General features: G+C 64.8%; 8 protein-coding genes. 7 read left to right on the top strand and 1 reads right to left on the bottom strand.

The features are described from left to right. The first annotated feature begins 19 nt into the window (after positions 1–19). The 7 genes from WAN02_RS14465 (at position 20) to WAN02_RS14435 (ending at position 11,423) form a co-directional block, all read left to right on the top strand. Complete coding sequence (locus WAN02_RS14465) at positions 20–2,995, top strand: RND family transporter (protein WP_422264891.1); 2,976 nt, start codon at positions 20–22, stop codon at positions 2,993–2,995. 44 nt (positions 2,996–3,039) lie between these two features. Beyond that, positions 3,040–4,182 carry an acyltransferase PE gene (gene pe, locus WAN02_RS14460; protein ID WP_422264895.1) on the top strand — a complete coding sequence of 381 codons (1,143 nt, stop codon included), beginning with the start codon at positions 3,040–3,042 and terminating at the stop codon, positions 4,180–4,182. A gap of 49 nt (positions 4,183–4,231) precedes the next feature. Then, the gene (locus tag WAN02_RS14455; RefSeq protein WP_422264890.1) at positions 4,232–5,968 is read left to right on the top strand and encodes an AMP-binding protein; all 1,737 of its coding nucleotides are present in this window, start codon (positions 4,232–4,234) and stop codon (positions 5,966–5,968) included. A gap of 33 nt (positions 5,969–6,001) precedes the next feature. Beyond that, positions 6,002–6,652 (top strand): GAP family protein, encoded by a 651-nt coding sequence (locus tag WAN02_RS14450; protein WP_422264889.1) that lies wholly within the window; start codon positions 6,002–6,004, stop codon positions 6,650–6,652. Positions 6,653–6,759: 107 nt separating this feature from the next. Further along, entirely contained in the window at positions 6,760–7,815 is a 1,056-nt protein-coding gene (locus tag WAN02_RS14445) for a dihydrodipicolinate reductase (protein WP_422264888.1), read from the top strand. Between the two features lie 228 nt (positions 7,816–8,043). Then, positions 8,044–8,478, top strand: a complete 435-nt coding sequence (locus tag WAN02_RS14440) for an MmpS family transport accessory protein (protein WP_422264887.1) — start codon at positions 8,044–8,046, stop codon at positions 8,476–8,478. 47 nt (positions 8,479–8,525) lie between these two features. Next, the gene (locus WAN02_RS14435) at positions 8,526–11,423 is read left to right on the top strand and encodes an RND family transporter (protein WP_422264886.1); all 2,898 of its coding nucleotides are present in this window, start codon (positions 8,526–8,528) and stop codon (positions 11,421–11,423) included. Positions 11,424–11,441: 18 nt separating this feature from the next. On the opposite strand, the gene WAN02_RS14430 is transcribed toward WAN02_RS14435, so the two are convergent. After that, positions 11,442–17,546, bottom strand: a 6,105-nt coding sequence (locus WAN02_RS14430; protein ID WP_422264885.1) for a type I polyketide synthase, incomplete at its 5' end; no start/stop codon positions are given.

Genomic DNA, 17,546 nt, shown 5'->3' with positions numbered 1-17,546 from the left:
GAACGGGGGCGGGGACGCTATGCGGCGACTAGCTGACTTTGTGGTGCGATGGCCCCTGGTGGTGATAGGGCTCTGGGTAGCAGTTGCGGTCGCGCTACCGCTGACGTTCCCGTCGCTGAACGAGATGGCCCAGAAGCATCCACTCGCCATCCTGCCTAACGATGCGCCGTCGAGCGTCACCGCTCGGAAGATGACCGAGGCGTTTCACGAATCGGGCTCAGAAGACCTGCTGCTGGTCGTTCTGACCGACGACAAGGGGCTCGGCCCCGCCGATGAAGCGGTGTACGGCAAGCTGGTGGACGCGTTGCGTCAGGACACCCGCAATGTGGTGATGCTGCAGGATTTCATCACTACGCCACCGCTGCGTTCCATCGTGACCAGCAAGGACGACAAAGCCTGGGTGCTGCCAGTGGGTGTTGCGGGCGAGCTGGGAACGCCTCAGTCCTACGCCGCCTACAACCAGATCAGTGATGTCGTCAGTCATGCCGTCGCAGGGACGCCACTGCGGGCGAACATCACCGGGCCCGCGGCGACAGTCGCCGACCTGACCGTCGCGGGCGAGAAGGATCGGCTTCCGATCGAGCTGGCGATCGGCGTGCTGGTGCTGCTCGTACTGTTGGTGGTGTACCGCAGCGTGGTCACCATGCTGCTGCCGCTGATCTCGATCGGGTTGTCCCTGATGATCGCGCAGTCGACGGTGGCCGCTTACTCGGCGCTGACCGGTACCGGTGTCTCGAATCAGTCCATCGTCTTTCTGAGCGCGATCATGGCCGGCGCCGGAACTGACTACGCGGTCTTCCTCATCAGCCGATATCACGACTACCTACGGTTGGGTGAGGCATCCGATCAGGCGGTCAAGCGGGCATTGATCTCGATCGGAAAAGTGATCGCCGCATCCGCCACCACGGTGGGAATCACGTTCCTGCTGATCAGCTTCGCCCGCATGGGCATCTTCAAGACGGTCGGGGTGGCTGCGGCGATCGGGATCGGCGTGGCGTTCCTGGCCGCGGTGACGTTGCTGCCGGCCATCCTTTCGCTTGCGGGCCCCCGTGGCTGGGTCAAGCCGCGCCGCGAACTGACCGCCCGGTTATGGCGACGTTCGGGTATCCGCATCGTGCGCCGGCCCAAGACTCATCTGGTGGCCAGCATGTTGGTGCTGGCCATCCTGGCCAGCTGCTCGGCCTTTGTCCGTTACAACTACGACGACCGGAAGGCATTGGGGGCTTCCGCTCCGAGTTCCGTCGGATATAACGTGCTGGATCGACATTTCCCGGTGAATCAATCGATTCCGGAATACATCCTGATCCAGTCGCCCCGCGACCTGCGCACGCCGCAGGCCCTGGCCGATTTGGAACAAATGGCGGACCGAGTCAGCCAATTACCGAACATCGCCGCGATCAGTGGTATCACCCGGCCGACCGGGAACGTACCGGAACAATTCAGGGCCACCTATCAGGCGGGAGCCATAGGCACCTTCCTGCAGGGCGGTTCGGAGCTGATCAACGACCACACCAGCGAGCTCAACCGGCTGTCGGAAGGGGCAGGCACGCTGGCCAGCAACCTTGACGAGGTGCGCGGCCAGGTCAGCCGTCTCGCAGCCAGTGTGCAGGACCTGGAGAATTCGATGTCCTCGACGAAGGACCAGTACAGCGGCGACGCCCTGGTGAAACAAGTCGACATCACCGCCCAGCTCGTCGACCACGTCAACTCGCTCACCAATGCCATGGGCTTTACGTACGGCGGCGCCAAGGACTTTTTCGCCTGGATAGGTCCGGTGGCGATGGCCCTGCGCGGTAATCCTGTGTGCAATATGGATGAGTCCTGCAGCAACACCCGCGACACGTTCGAGCAGCTGCTGAGTTCGCGAGATCGAGAAGACGTCGATGCGATCAACGACCTGGCCCACCAGCTGCAGCAATACCCGGACAAAGCGGCATTGAAGGCATCCGCAGACCGTATTCGGGCGTCATTCACGAGGCTCACCGGTGTGCTGCAGTCCATGGGGATGGATCAGCCGGGCAGCGTCAAGACCAACCTCAGCGCCCTGCAAAGTGGCGCGGACCAATTCGCCGGTGGAAGCCGGGAGGTGGCTGATGCGGTGGCTCAGCTCGTTGACCAGGTCAAACAGATGGGCGCGGGGCTCAGCGAGTCAGCCACGTTCCTGTTGTCGCTGAAGCACGACGCGGCCCAACCCGCGATGGCCGGGTTCAACATCCCGTCACAGTTGCTGCACTTGGAAGAATTCAAAAAGGCCGCCAACGTCTTCATGTCACCGGACGGCCATTCGGTGCGGTACTTGGTACAGACCAAGCTCAATCCGTTCAGCACCGAAGCGATGGATCAGGTCAACTCGATCCTTGCGACCGCCAAGGGAGCTCAACCGAATACCGCGCTTTCGGACGCCAAGATATCGATGGCGGGGTTCACCGTTGGCCTCAAGGACACCCGCGATTACTACAACCACGACATCCGATTCATCATCGCGGTCACCCTCCTTGTGGTGCTGCTGACCTTGATGGCGCTGCTGCGCGCGATCGTCGCGCCGTTGTATCTCGTTGCTTCCGTGGTGGTTTCGTATCTGTCAGCGGTCGGCATCGGCGTGCTGTTCTTCCAATTCATCCTCGGTCAGCATCTGCACTGGAGCGTGCCGCCGCTGGCATTCGTGGTATTGGTCGCGGTGGGAGCCGACTACAACATGCTGCTCGTCTCACGAATGCGTGACGAGTCGCCGCGCAGCATGCGCTACGGCATCATCCGCACGCTGAGTTCGACGGGCGGTGTGATCACTGCCGCAGGCGTGATCTTCGCCGCCTCGATGGCTGGTTTGTTGTTCTCCAGCATCGGTACTGTGGTCCAGGGTGGTGTGATCATCGGCATCGGAATTCTGCTGGACACCTTCCTGGTTCGCACCATCACGGTTCCGGCTTTGGCGGCGCTGATCGGGAGGGCGAACTGGTGGCCATCGCGGGCTGCGAAGGTTCGCGGACCCGCATGATCTGTGTGAGACTACGAGACAAAGATGAGTGGTCGGGGGTCGCGGTGAAGAAACTACTCGCAGGAGTTAGTGCGCTGGTAAGCATCGGCGCCACAGGGTGTTTCGGCATCGGCGCCGCTACCGCCGACGACACGCCCATCAGCGGGCCGCCAACTCCGGGAGCGCCGGGTGACCAGACCGCCTACGCCCTCGGCGGCGCTCACGTCCTGGGCGTGCCCTACGACCAATACATCAAGATGGAGGGCGCGGACTGGTTCCCCGGCCAGCGGCGCCAGATCGTTCGCTACCCGGCCGGCCAGGTTCAGGGGCACGTGCTGGCGACCCTCTTCCCAGGTCTCAAGCCGGAAATCGACAATTTCGACCACGACTTTCCGGGCATCGGCCTGGACGGCCCCAGCGTGGGTTATTCGGTCGACGTGGGAGTGGACAATCTCGTTGCGGCGATCCGCAACACGGGTCGGCCCGGTACGGCAATCGGCCTATCCGAGGGCGGTTTCGTGGTCGACGGCGCGCAGGCCCGGCTGGCGACTGACCCGAACGCTCCCCCGGCTAACGCGCTGAACTTCGCCACGTTCGGCGACCCGATCGGGCGCCATGCCTTCGGTCAGAGTTTCCTGTCCGCCACATTCCCGGTCGGCAGCGTGGTTCCCGCGCTCGACTACACCATGCCGCCTCCGTACGAAAGCCAATACGACACCGACAGGTTCGTGGCCGCATACGACTCGATCGCGGACTACCCGGATCGGCCGGACAACATGTTCGCTCTCGCCAACACGCTGATGGGCCTGGCCACCGGACACACCGCGGTGGCCTTCACGAACAAGAGCATGGTGCCGCCGCAGAACATCAGGACGACGATCAACTCCCGGGGCGCCAAAGACACCACGATCATGGTGCCGCAAAAGCACATTCCTCTTGTCATGCCGCTGAAGTACATAGGGATCCCGGAAGACACGCTGAACAAGCTCGACGCCATCCTGATCCCCCGAGTGAACGCGGGCTACTCGCGGAACGACGACCCCTCGACCGCTCCGGTTCAGGTGGACCCGGTGAACGGCTTCGACCCGGCGGAGGTCACTGCGCCGGCCAACCAGGCGACTTTCGGCGGCGGCGCAGATCCGTTCTCGCAGATCATCGCGGGTGCCATGTCCGTGTTGGCGCATGGCGCAAACGAAGCCGGCGCCTGACCGCAGCCCTTACCACCCAACTGCTCAGTACGGACGTAATCTGACATCTATGCCCCAGTCCACGATTCTCTCGATGTTGCATGGCCGCGCCAGCCTGCGGCCTGATGACGTCGCGTTTACCTTCACCAATTACGAGAAGGACTACGCGGGCGTTCCCGAGACTATGACGTGGTCGCAGTTATCGCGCCGAACGATGAATGTGGCGCGCGAGATCCGCGCGCACGGGTCGGTGGGAGATCGCGCAGTAATTCTGGCCCCGCAGGGCCTGGAGTACATCCTGGCTTTCCTGGGATCCATGCAGGCCGGGTTAATCGCGGTTCCACTACCGCTGCCCCACCGCGGCTCGAGTTACGAGCGGGTGGGCGCGGTCTTTGCCGACACCTCGCCTGCGGTTGTTCTCACGACCTCTTTCTCGGCCGAAGATGTCGGCGACTACGTCGATCAATCGCGCATGGACACCGCGCCGAAGATCGTCGCGATCGATGCGTTGAATCTGGATGCCGAGGGCGGTCCAAGCCTTCAAAGAGCCGATCTACCGAGTATCGCGTATTTGCAATACAGCTCGGGTTCGACGCGACTGCCCACCGGGGTGATGATGTCGCACCGCAATCTGACAGTGAATTTCGAGCAGCTGATGGTCGGCTTTTTTGCGGACTCCAAAGTCCCGACAGATACCACGATTGTGTCGTGGCTGCCCTTCTACCACGACATGGGTTTGGTGCTGGGCGTTTGTGCGCCGATCCTTGGCGGCTACCACGCGCAGCTGACGAGCCCGACCGGGTTCCTGGAGAGACCGGCACGGTGGGTGCGGACACTGGCGGAGAATCCCCATGCGTGGTCGTCGGCGCCGAACTTCGCCTTCGACCTGGCCGCACGCAAAACCGCCGACAGCGATCTTGCCGGGCTCGACCTCGGCGACGTGTTGGGGATCATCAGCGGCGCCGAACGCGTCGAGCCGGCCACAGTGCAACGCTTCGTCGATCGGTTTGCCCACTTCAATTTCCAGGACCACATGGTGCGTCCGTCCTACGGCTTGGCGGAGGCAACCGTCTTCGTGACGGCGGGCACTTGGAGTGAGACGGCGCCGGCGGTGCACTTCGACGTCGGCGAGCTCGGCGCAGGCCGCGTCGAGCGGTGTGCGGCCGGCGACGGCACCCCGCTGGTCAAGTACAAGGTGCCACGATCACCCAAGCTGCGGATCGTCGACAGCGAGACACAGCGGGAGTGTCCGTCTGACGTGGTCGGCGAGATTTGGGTACACGGCGAGAACGTTGCCGAGGGATATTGGCGCAAGCCGCCGGAGGAGCAGGGCTGCTTCGCGGCTACGCTCGCCGACGCTTCGCCTGGCACCCCCGAGAGCCCGTGGCTACGCACCGGCGATCTGGGTTTCATCTACGACGGTGAGCTGTTCATCGTCGGCCGCATCAAGGACCTGCTGATCATTCGTGGGCGTAATCATTATCCCGAGGACATCGAGGCGACTATCCAAGAGATCACCCAGGGTCGGGTCGCGGCGATATCGGTCCCGGTGGACAGCACCGAACAGCTGGTCACCGTCATCGAGATGAAGAAGAAGCGGGGCGAGCCCAGCGAGGATGTCTTGCAGCGGTTGAGCGGGGTCAAAAGCGACGTCACCTCGGCAATCTCCAACTCGCACGGCTTGAATGTCGGCGACGTCGTTCTGGTCCCGGCCGGATCGATACCCACCACGACAAGCGGCAAGATCCGGCGCGCCGCTTGCGTCGAGCAGTACCGTCAAGACCAATTCACTCGGTTGGACGCGTAGCCCCGCCGAGGGTCGCGCAACCAGGATTACCTCATGCTGGCGACTGTCTTGGTAATGGCTCTTGCCGTCAGCATCGAACCGTTCCGAATCGGTATGACCGTGCTGATGCTGAACAGGCCCAAACCCGCGCTGCAGTTGTTCGCGTTCTTGGGTGGCGGTTTCGTCATGGGAACCACGGTGGGACTCGTTGTGCTGTTTGCGCTTCGACGCACACTGCTCGGAACTTCCTTCGTCACCGTGCCCAGGGTTCAGATCCTGATCGGGTTGCTGGTTCTCTTCGTCGCAGCGGTCGTGGCGATCGACGTCTTCGGGCGGCTGGGTTCGCGGCCGGCGAGGTTGGCGAGGCCGGCCCGCAAATTGATGAACGGGGATTCGCTCTCGGTCGCGGGGGTGGCGGGCCTCAGCATCGCTTTGCCGTCGGTCGACTATCTGGCCGCGCTAGCCGTCATCCTGGCTTCCAGGGCGCCAGCCGTGACACAGGTCTCAGTGCTGGTGTTGTTCAACATGGTGGCCTTCGCGCTTGTCGAGATTCCGTTAGTGGCCTATCTGTTGGCGCCCAAGGCAACCGCCCGGTGGGTGACCGCGCTGCATGACTGGATTCGATCGCGTCGGCGCCGTGACGTGGCGATCCTGCTGACCGCGATCGGCTGTGCCCTCCTCGCGGCCGGTGCCGCCGGGCTGTGACCTTTCTCAGGGCCGAAAACCTGCAAGCGTCAATCCAATGCCCGGCACGGGTCAACGTCGGCCGGTTGAACATAATGAGTTCAATCACACCGGCAAAGGAGCCCTAGATGAGCGCGATCAAAGACCATCCGCTTCGAGTCATCCAGTGGACCACCGGCAACATCGGGCGACGATCGCTGCACGCCATCATCGGCCGACCGGACATGGAACTCGTCGGTGTGTACGCGCACGGGCAGGACAAGGTCGGAGTGGACGCCGCCGAGTTGTCCGGGTGGCCGGAGCCGACGGGCGTCAAGGCCACCAACGACATTGATGCGCTGTTGGCACTTCGGCCCGACGCTTGTTGCTATAACCCGTTGTGGCCCAGCGTCGATGAGTTGGTTCGGCTGCTCGAGTCGGGTATCAACGTGTGCTCCAGCGCGGCCTGGATCACCGGCGGCAAGCAGACACCGCAGGACCGGCAGCGGATCCTCGACGCGTGCGAGCGGGGTGGCTCGACGATCTTTGGCAGCGGCGCGCACCCCGGGATGACGAACCTGGTCGGCATGGCGCTCAGCGGGTCATGTGAACGCGTTGACGAGATTCGCATCACCGAATCAGTGGACTGCTCTACCTACGAATCGGCGGAAACCCAAACGGCCATGGGCTTCTCGCAAGATCCCGACACACCCGGGCTGGCCGAGAACGTGCGACGCGAAAGTGAGGTCTTCGCCGAATCCGCGGCGATGATGGCCGACGCGATCGGCGCGAAGCTGGACAAGCTGACCTTCGACGTCACCTTCACGGCGGCCACCGGCGATTCAGACCTTGGTTTCATGAAGATCCCGGCCGGCACGGTCGGCAGCGTCTTCGGCTACCACCGTGGCTGGGTCGGCGACCGCAACGTGGTCAGCGTCGGCTTCAATTGGACGATGGGCAGTCACGTGGTGCCACCCAAGCCGCTCGAGCACGGTCACGTCATTCAGGTGTTCGGGGTGCCGAATATGCGCACTGTGGTGCACTGTCTACCGCCCAAGGGTTGGACCGAGCCAGGATTCATGGGCCTGGGCATGATCTACACCGCAATGCCGGTGACCAATGCGGTGTCCGCAGTCGTGGCCGCCGAGCCGGGAATCGTCACGCTGGCCGACCTCCCTCCCGTCACCGGCCGCGCCGCGCAATAGCCGTGCGAGGAGCGGTACTTCGTTGGCACTTAGCAGAACGCGGGCGTGCCCTATCGTCTAGCATTGTTAGCCGAGCAAAGGTTCCACGCGGTATCGGCGAAGATGACCGGCAATGGCCAGCTCTTTCGGCAGACCTGCGTCCGTTCTCGACCGCGGAAAGCATCCGTGGCTCGACGCGTTCGCGGGCAATATTGCGGACGGGCGGCGGGAGGAGACCGAGTGAGGGCGATGTCGATTAGCGGTCTGCTCAAACGTGCCTGGATACCGCTGCTGCTCGTGGTGGTCCTGTCGGTTTCCGCCCTGACTGTGACGCGCCTGCACAGGGTTTTCGCGTCGCAGGACCTCAACGCGAACTCGGGAGCTGGAATCAAGATCGTGCAGTTCAACCCCAAAGTCGTGAAATACGAGATCGACGGGCCCCCCGGCAGCGTCGCGAACATCAACTACTGGGACGCCGAGGCCAACACCCACCAGGTCAACAACGCGCCGCTGCCATGGTCGTACACCATTTCCACCACTTTGCCCGCGGTGAGCGCCAACATCATGGCGCAGACGGATGCCGGCTACATCGGCTGCCGCATCACCGTTGACGGAGAGCTACGTGAGCACCGGAGCTCGGACGGCCACAACGCCCAAACGTTCTGCCTGGTGAAGTCCGCATGACCCGCGCCGGCGACGATACGTCGCGAAGCGACGGTGAGAAGCGGCGCATGAACACAGCCGACACTGGAACCACAGCAGCCAAACCGCACCGCCCTTTCATCCCGCACGTCATCCGGATCTTCGCGATTCCGATCATTCTGGGCTGGGTCGCGCTGACCGTCCTGGTCAATATGGTCGTTCCCAGCCTGGAAATCGTCGGCGAAAACCATTCCGCGCCGATGGCGCCCCTGGAAGCGCCGTCGAATCAGGCGATGATGCGGATGGGCCACAACTTCCACGAGTTCAGTTCCAACAGCACCGTCATGGTGGTGGTGGAAAGTCAGCAGCCACTCGGCGACGCGGCGCATCGCTACTACGACGATATTGTCCGTAAGCTGCGGGCCGATCCCGTGCACGTGCAGCACATCCAAGACTTCTGGGGTGACCGGTTCACCGCGGCGGGCGCCCAGAGCGCCGACGCCAAGGCTTCCTACGTCCAGGTCAACCTCGCCGGTAACCAGGGCACCACGCAGGCCAACCATTCCGTCGAGGCGGTCCGCAAGGTCGTCGACGACGAGCCCGCCCCGCCCGGGGTCAAGGCTCACGTCACCGGGTCGGCGGCGCTGTCCGACGACACGCACGTGATCGGCAATGCCAGCCTGGCGAAGATCACGCTGTTCACCCTGGGCGCGATCGCGATCATGTTGTTGTTGGTCTATCGCTCGATCGTCACCACGCTGATCCAGCTGTTCATGACCTTCGTCGCTCTGGCGTGTGCGCGCGGAATCGTCGCGATTCTCGCTTATAACGACGCCTTTGGGCTCACCACGTTCGCCGCGAACATCCTGACGATGCTGGCGATCGCAGCCGGCACCGACTACGGCATCTTTCTGGTCGGCCGCTACCAGGAGGCGCGTCGCGCCGGCGAAGACCGCGAAAGCGCTTACTACACAACGTTCAAGGGTGTGGCCCCGGTCGTGCTGGGGTCCGGGCTGACCATTGCCGGCGCGACGTATTGCCTCAGCTTCTGCCGGTTGCCCTGGTTCCACACCATGGGCGACCCGGTGGCGATCGGCATGGTCGTCGTGGTGGCAGCGGGCTTGACGCTGGGCCCAGCCGTGGTTTTCCTGGGCAGCCGGTTCGGGCTGTTCGAGAAGAAGAAGCAGGCCCGCGGCCGACTGTGGCGCCGGGTCGGCACCGCCGTCGTGCGTTGGCCTGCACCAGTTTTCGCGGTGAGCGCAGCCGTTGTCCTGGTCGGCATGGTCGCGTTGCCCGGATACAAGCCGAGTTACAACGACCGTCATTACCTACCCGAATCGGCACCGTCCAACGTCGGGTATGCCGCGGCCGACCGGCACTTCTCCGAAGCCCGGATGAATCCGGACCTGCTGATGATCGAGGCCGACCACGATATGCGCAATCCGGCCGACATGCTGGTGCTGGACAAGGTCGCCAAGAACGAGATCCGGACCGTCGGCATCGCGATGGTCCAGGACATCACCCGGCCGTTGGGAATTCCTATCCAGCACAGCTCAATTCCGTTCCAGAACAGCATCCAGGGCCAGACGACCATGCAGAACATGGACTTCCTCAAAGACAGAATGAAAGACATTCTGAAAATGGCCGACGAGATGCAGATCATGATCGACGTGACGGCGCGCCAGGCGAAGGTCACCCATGACTTGGCGGACGCCGCCACCGACAGTGCGAAGACCACCGCGGAAACGTCGGAGATCACCGACCGCCTGCGCGACCACATCGCGGATTTCGACGACTTCTACCGGCCGATCCGCAGCTACTTCTATTGGGACAAGCACTGCTTCGACATTCCAATCTGCTACTCGTTCCGGTCGTTGTTCGACACGATCGACGGTTTCGACGAACTCGCCGAGAAGTTCCACCAGCTCTCCGGCGATATCGACCGCACGGCGGCGGCCTCGCGCGAGTTCGAGCAGCTGATCCCGATCATGCTCGAGACGTTGAAGACGACGCACGGTCTGACGCTGACCATGTACCAGACGTTCAAGGCGATGATCGACCAGATGGAGGCGATGAGCGACACCTCCATCGTGATGGGGCAGAGCTTCGACAAGTCGCAGAACGACGACTTCTTCTACCTACCGCCCGAGGCGTTCACCAACCCGGAGTTCATCCGCGGCGTGAAGTTGTTCTTCTCGCCCGATGGAAAGTCGGTGCGGTTCTTCATCACTCACCAGGGTGACCCGATGTCGCCCGAAGGAATCGAGCGGGTTTCCGCGGAGCGCACCGCTGCCCAGGAAGCGCTCAAGCAGTCCTCGCTGTCGGGCGCCAAGGTGTATCTCGGCGGCACCGCCGCGACATTCCGCGACATGGCCGACGGCGAGAAGTACGACCTGATGATCGCGGTGGTATCGGCGCTGACACTGATCTTCATGATCATGCTGCTGCTGACCCGCAGCGTGGTGGCGGCACTGGTCATCGTCGGTACCGCCAGCAGTTCGATCGCGGCGTCCGTCGGACTGTCCGTGCTGATCTGGCAGGACCTGTTCGGCATGCACCTGCACTGGATCGTCGTGGCACTGTCGGTGATCATCCTGCTGGCCGTCGGCTCCGACTACAACCTGCTGCTGGTCTCGAGGTTCAAGGAAGAAATACACGCCGGACTCAAAACCGGATACATCCGGTCGATGGCCGGCACCGGCGCGGTGGTGACGTCGGCGGGCCTGGTGTTCGCGTTCACGATGGCCGCCATGCTGGGCAGCAACCTGACCGTGTTGGGCCAGTTCGGTTCGACGGTCTGTATCGGCCTGCTGCTCGACACCCTGGTGGTGCGGACGCTGTTCATGCCGTCGCTGGCAACCATGCTCGGCCGCTGGTTCTGGTGGCCCTTGGTAGTCCATCCCCGCGGCGATCACGCCAAGCCGAAGACTCCGCCGACAGTCGCCGAGGAGGACAACACCGCGCCGCTGGCCGTGCATAGGTCGTGACGGCGCGGGGCTAGTCGGTCAGTCCAAGCTCATCTCGGGCTGGAGGTCGCGGCTTTCCGCGAGCCGCCGCCCGATGTAGTCGGCCACTGCCGTTGGGGTGGGGTGGTCGAAGATCAAGGTGGGTGACAACGCCAGCCCCGTGGCGGTCTTGAAGTGGTTGCGCAGCTCGACACCGGTCAGCGAGTCAAACCCCAGAGCCTTGAACGTCGTGTCAGGGTCGATTTCGTCGGGGGCGGGATGTCCCAGCACCGCGGCCGCCTGCGAACACACCAGGTCCACCAGCAGGTTGCGTTGGTCGTCGGGCGCCAGCGCATCCAGACGTCCGGCCAACACCGACCTCGACTGGGTGGCATCAACGGCTTCTTCCACCACACGCCGTGTTGGCCGGCGGGTAAGGCCGCTGAACAACGCCGGCAGCTCGCCGCGTTGAGCCCGGGCATCCAGTGCGGCGCGGTCGAGGCGGGCAGCGACGACAACGGGGTGGTCAATCGCGAGCGCAGCGTCGAACAACTCGAGCGCCTGCTCGGTGCTCATCGCGGCCACCCCGGCACGGTTGAGCCGGGCCAGATCGCGGCTGCTCAAGTGAGCGGTCATCGCGCTGGAACGTGCCCACATCCCCCACGCCAGGGACACCCCCGGCAGGCCCGCGTCCTGGCGATGAGCGGCCAGTGCGTCCAGGAACGCGTTGGCCGCTGCATAGTTGCTCTGCCCGGCCGCACCCACCGTGCCCGCGATCGAGGAACACAGCACAAACATCGACAGCCCCAGATCACGGGTCAGCTCGTGCAGGTTCCACGCCGCGTCCACCTTGGCTCGCAGCACGGTATCCACCCGATCCGGCGTCAGCGATGTGATCACCGCGTCATCGAGCACTCCGGCGGCGTGGATCACTCCGCGCAGCGGCGGGCACCGTCGCTTCAGCTGAGCCAGCATCTCGACAACGGAACGTCGATCTGCCACATCGCAGGCCAGCACCTGTACCTGGGCGCCGGCCCGGGCCAGATCGAGGGTCAGCTCCGCCGTCGACTTCGAGCGGCTCCCCCGCCGACTGACCAACACGATGTGGCGCACCCCGTAGGCGCTGACCACGTGGCGGGCCAGCTCCCCACCGGCCATGCCGGTGCCTCCGGTGATCAACACCGTGCCTCGGGCAAGGTCATCGCCAAGCGCCGACGACATCGTCAGGACCACTTTGCCGGTGTGCCGGGCCTGGCTGATGAAGCGGTAAGCCTCTACCGCGCAGCGCACATCCCAGGTGGTCACCGGCAACACCTGCAGCGCTCGGGCGTCGAACAGCTCCGTCAACTCGTTCAGCATCGCCTTCACGCGCTGCGGGCCGGCCTCGATCAAGTCGAATGCCTGATAGCGCACTGCGGGATATTGGTCGGCGATCACCTGCGCGTCGCGGATATCGGTCTTACCCATCTCGATGAAACGTCCGCCGCGAACCAGTAACCGCAGCGAGGCATCGACGAATTCGCCGGCCAGCGAGTTGAGCACCACATCGATTCCGCGGCCTTCGGTGACCGACAGGAACTTCTCTTCGAACTCCAGCGAGCGAGAGTCGCCGATGTGGTCGTCATCGAAACCCATGGCCCGCAACGTGTCCCATTTCCCGCGGCTGGCGGTGACGAAGACGTCCGCGCCCCAGTGCCGGGCCAGCTGCACTGCTGCCATCCCGACTCCGCCCGTGCCGGCATGTATGAGCACTGACTCCCCGGTACGAGTCTTGGCCAGATCCGCCAGCCCGTACAAGGCCGTCAGGAACGCCACCGGCACGCCGGCCGCCTGAGCGAACGACCATTCCTTCGGCATCATGACCAGCATGTGCTGGTCGGCCACCGCCGACGGACCTGTCCCGTCGATCAGCCCCATCACGGCGTCGCCGACGGCGACATCGGCGACTTCGGGACCAGTCTCGACCACCACCCCCGCGCCCTCAGCACCCAGCACCGGGGCCTGGCCGGGATACATCCCCAACGCCGCCATCACATCGCGGAAGTTGACTCCGGATGCCGCCACCGCCACCCGCACCTGCCCTGCTTGCAGAGGAGCCTGCGGCGGCGGGCAGGGCCGAATCTTCAGGCTCTCCAACGTCCCACCCGCACCGGCCGATAACCGCCACGCAGGGTCTTCTGCCGGCAGCTCCAGCAGTGCAGGGGCCGGGGCCAACCGGGCAGTGTGCACACCACGGGCGCGCACGACCAGTTGGGGCTCGCCGGTGGCGACGAGCTCCGCCGCATCGATCGCCGTATCAGCGTCGATCAGCACGATGCGGCCCGGGTGTTCGGCTTGCGCAGAACGCACCAGACCCCACACCGCTGCGCCGGCCAGGTCGTTGACCGTCTCCCCAGACAGCCCCACCGCGCCACTGGTCAGCACGACCAATCTGCCCGAGTTGCCACCAGCCAGCCAGCGTTGCAGTACATCCAGGGCGGCGTGCGTCGCAGTGTGCACCGAGCCCACCACGTCGTCACCGGCAAACCCGCACGGCCACACCACCACACTGTCTGCGGCAGTGGTCTCACCGTCACCGTCGACAGCCCAGTAGTCATCCCAGGACACCACCGAAAGCTGCGCCAGCCCGTCAATTTTGTTGGACGTCAACGGTATCGGGGACCACACCACTTCGAGCGGCTCGCGATCGGGGCGGGCGGCAGCCGTGGTCACCGCGGCATGCAACTGCTCGCCGGTCATCGGGCGGGTCATCAGCGAGCGCACCGTCAACACTGGCAGGCCCGCCGCATCGGCCACGTCGATCGACGTCGCACCCGCATCCAGCGCGGAGAAGCGGGCCCGCACCCGACTGGCGCCGCCGGCATGGAGCGACACTCCCCGCCAGCAAAACGGCAACACAGTCTCGGCGGTGTCTACGCCAAGCCCAAAGGCATGCAAGACCGCATCCAACAGGGCCGGGTGAATTCCCATCCCGTCGGCCCGAACACCGGCGTCCGCTGGAGCGGCGGCCTCTGCAAAGAGTTCCGGTCCGCGCCGCCACAGCGACACCAACCCTTGAAACGCCGGGCCGTATTCGTAGCCGCGCGCCGTAAGACGCGCATAGCCATCCGATATGTCCACGCTTTCCGCGCCGTCCGGCGGCCACACCGACAGATCGGCCGACGCCTCTGCGGCCGCCACCCCGAGCGTGCCCTCGGCATGCAGCAACCACTCCGCATCGGGCTGATCGCGCCGGGAGTACACCGACACCGGGCGGCCGCCCGACTGATCGGCGGCTGCGACCACGACCTGCACCTGCAAACCGGCGCCCTGCGGCACCACCAGCGGCGTGGCCAGCACCAGCTCGTCGATGGCGGCGCACCCGACCTCGTCAGCGGCGCGAATCACCAACTCCACGAAACCGGCGCCGGGGAACAGCGCCACGCCGCCCACCACGTGATCGGCCAGCCACGGTTGAGCCGTCATCGACAACCGACCGGTCAGCACGACGCCGCCAGAATCGGGTCGCTGCACCACCGCACCCAGCAGCGGGTGTCCGGTTCCCTCGACGCCCATGCCCGTCGCATCAGCGGACTCCGTCGAACCCTGCGCCCAGAACCGCCGTGCTTGGAACGCATAGGTGGGCAGCTCCACCCGATGCCCGCCCGAGCCGGCAAACGCCGCCGGCCAGTCCACCCGCACACCGGCGGTGAACATCTGACCGATCGCACCCACCAGTGAGGCCACCTCGGGGCGGCCTTTGGCCAACAGCGATGCCACCTCAATGTCGTTGGGCGACAACGATTCTTCGATGTGGGCCGCCAAACCACCACCGGGGCCGACCTCGATGAAGTGGGTGGCACCGCGGGTTTGCAAATGGCGTGCACTGTCGGCGAACCGCACAGGACGGCGAATGTGCTTCAGCCAATAATTCGCGGATCCGAATCCAGATGCCGACCCGACCAACTCCGCTGTCACGTTCGACACGATCCCGATCTGTGGCTGGCGCACCTCGACGCGGGCGGCGATCCGGGCGAACTCGTCGAGCATCGGCTCCATCAACGGCGAATGAAACGCGTGAGAGACGGCCAAAGGCCGGACCCGTCGACCCTGCTCGGCCAACTCCTGCGCGAGCGCGCTCACCGCGGACTGCGCGCCAGAGATGACCACCGATTCGGGGCCGTTGATCGCCGCGATCGCCACACCGTCGCGCAGTAGCGGCAGCACCTCTTTTTCGGCGGCGTTGACCGAGGTCATCGCTCCACCGGCCGGCAGCGTCTGCATCAATCGGCCGCGCGCGGCGACCAACATCGCGGCGTCCGCCAGCTTCAGCACCCCCGCTACATACGCGGCAGTCAGCTCACCGACCGAATGACCCATCACAAAATCCGGGCTCAGACCCCAGCTCCGCAGCACCGAGAACAACGCCGACTCGATCGCGAACAACGCCGGCTGAGCGAACTCGGTGCTGTCCAGCAGCCCCTGATCGTCGCCCCAGACAACCTGGCGCAGTGGTAACCGGAGATGCCGGTCCAACTCGTCGGCGACCGCGTCAAAAGCGTCGGCGAACGACGGCAACTGGCAGTACAACTCGCGACCCATCCCGATCCGCTGCGAGCCCTGCCCGGGGAACACCATCACCGTCTTGCCGACATGCCGCGCCTGGCCGATCACTGCGCCTACACCCGGCTCACCGCCGACGACCCCGGCCAAACCCGCCACCAACTGCTGGCGATCGGCGCCCACCACCACCGCTCGATGCTCGAACACCGATCGCCGCGCCAGCGTCCATCCCACATCGACCGGGCTCAGAGAGTCTTCGGCCTTCAGGTCGGCCAACAGTCGGCTCGCCTGCGCGGTCAGCGCCTCAGCCGATCGGGCCGAGATCACCCACGGCAGCGCCGCCAACCCGATCTGGTCATGGTCATCGGAATTCGTTGCGTCGCAGGCAGTTTCAGCCGGTTCAAAGGGGGCTTGCTCCAAGATCAGGTGGGCGTTGGTGCCGCTGATGCCGAACGACGACACGCCCGCACGGCGGGGACGCCCGTCCGCCGGCCAGTCCCGAGCTTCGGTCAATAGCGACACCGCCCCGCTCGACCAATCCACATACGGGGACGGGGCGTCGACGTGCAGCGAGGCCGGCATCACGCCATGACGCATCGCCTGCACCATCTTGATCACGCCGGCCACCCCGGCAGCCGCCTGCGTGTGCGCCATGTTCGATTTGATCGAACCCAGCCAGAGTGGCCGACCGGCCGGGCGGTTTTGGCCGTAGGTGGCCAACAACGCCTGCGCCTCGATGGGATCGCCGAGTTTGGTTCCGGTGCCGTGGGCCTCCACCACATCGACATCGGCGGGAGTCAGCCCCGCGCTAGCCAATGCCGCACGGATAACGCGCTGCTGGGACGGCCCGTTAGGCGCCGTCAAACCGTTCGAGGCACCGTCCTGGTTGATCGCGCTGCCGCGCACGACCGCCAACACCGTGTGCCCGAGCCGTCGCGCGTCCGACAGCCGTTCGAGTACGACGACCCCGGCGCCCTCACCCCACGCGGTCCCATCGGCGCCGCCGGCGAACGACTTGCACCGACCGTCGGAGGACAGTCCACGCTGGCGGCTGAACCCGACGAAGACGGCCGGCGACGAGATCACCGTCGCGCCGCCGGCCAACGCCAGGTCGCACTCCCCCGACCGCAACGCCTGCACCGCCCAATGCATGGCCACCAAAGACGACGAACAGGCGGTGTCGACCGATACCGCGGGACCCTCCAGCCCCAGGAAATACGACACCCGCCCCGAGGCCACGCTCGACGCCGAGCCGGTCAGCCGATATCCCTCCAGGTCGGTCGCCTCGCTGGAGTAGCTCTGCCCGAATATTCCGGTGAACACGCCGGTAGCCGAACCGCGTAGTGACGTGGGTTCGATACCCGCGTGCTCCAGGGCCTCCCAGGAGCACTCCATCAACAATCGCTGCTCTGGGTCCATTGCCAACGCCTCGCCCGCGCCGATCCCGAAGAACGCCGCATCGAAGCCGGCCACGTCCGCGACGAATCCGCCCTGCCGCGCATAGGTCTTGCCCATCGTGTCTGGATCGGCGTCGAACAACCCCTCCAGGTCCCAACCTCGATCGTTGGGAAACTCCGAGACCACATCCCGGCCGTCCGCCACGACCTCCCACAACCCGCGCGG

The sequence above is a fragment of the Mycobacterium sp. genome, assembly GCF_049281135.1.
Lineage (GTDB): Bacteria > Actinomycetota > Actinomycetes > Mycobacteriales > Mycobacteriaceae > Mycobacterium.
Note: the sequence above shows the minus strand (reverse complement) of the source record. Positions and strands in the feature narration are given on the sequence as shown.

What these genes read in the sequence shown, in the direction of transcription:
- WAN02_RS14465 (WP_422264891.1), top strand. Translation starts at nt 20, where the DNA reads ATGCGGCGACTAGCTGACTTTGTGGTGCGATGGCCCCTGGTGGTGATA.
- WAN02_RS14455 (WP_422264890.1), top strand. Translation starts at nt 4,232, where the DNA reads ATGCCCCAGTCCACGATTCTCTCGATGTTGCATGGCCGCGCCAGCCTG.
- WAN02_RS14450 (WP_422264889.1), top strand. Translation starts at nt 6,002, where the DNA reads ATGCTGGCGACTGTCTTGGTAATGGCTCTTGCCGTCAGCATCGAACCG.
- WAN02_RS14445 (WP_422264888.1), top strand. Translation starts at nt 6,760, where the DNA reads ATGAGCGCGATCAAAGACCATCCGCTTCGAGTCATCCAGTGGACCACC.
- WAN02_RS14440 (WP_422264887.1), top strand. Translation starts at nt 8,044, where the DNA reads ATGTCGATTAGCGGTCTGCTCAAACGTGCCTGGATACCGCTGCTGCTC.
- WAN02_RS14435 (WP_422264886.1), top strand. Translation starts at nt 8,526, where the DNA reads ATGAACACAGCCGACACTGGAACCACAGCAGCCAAACCGCACCGCCCT.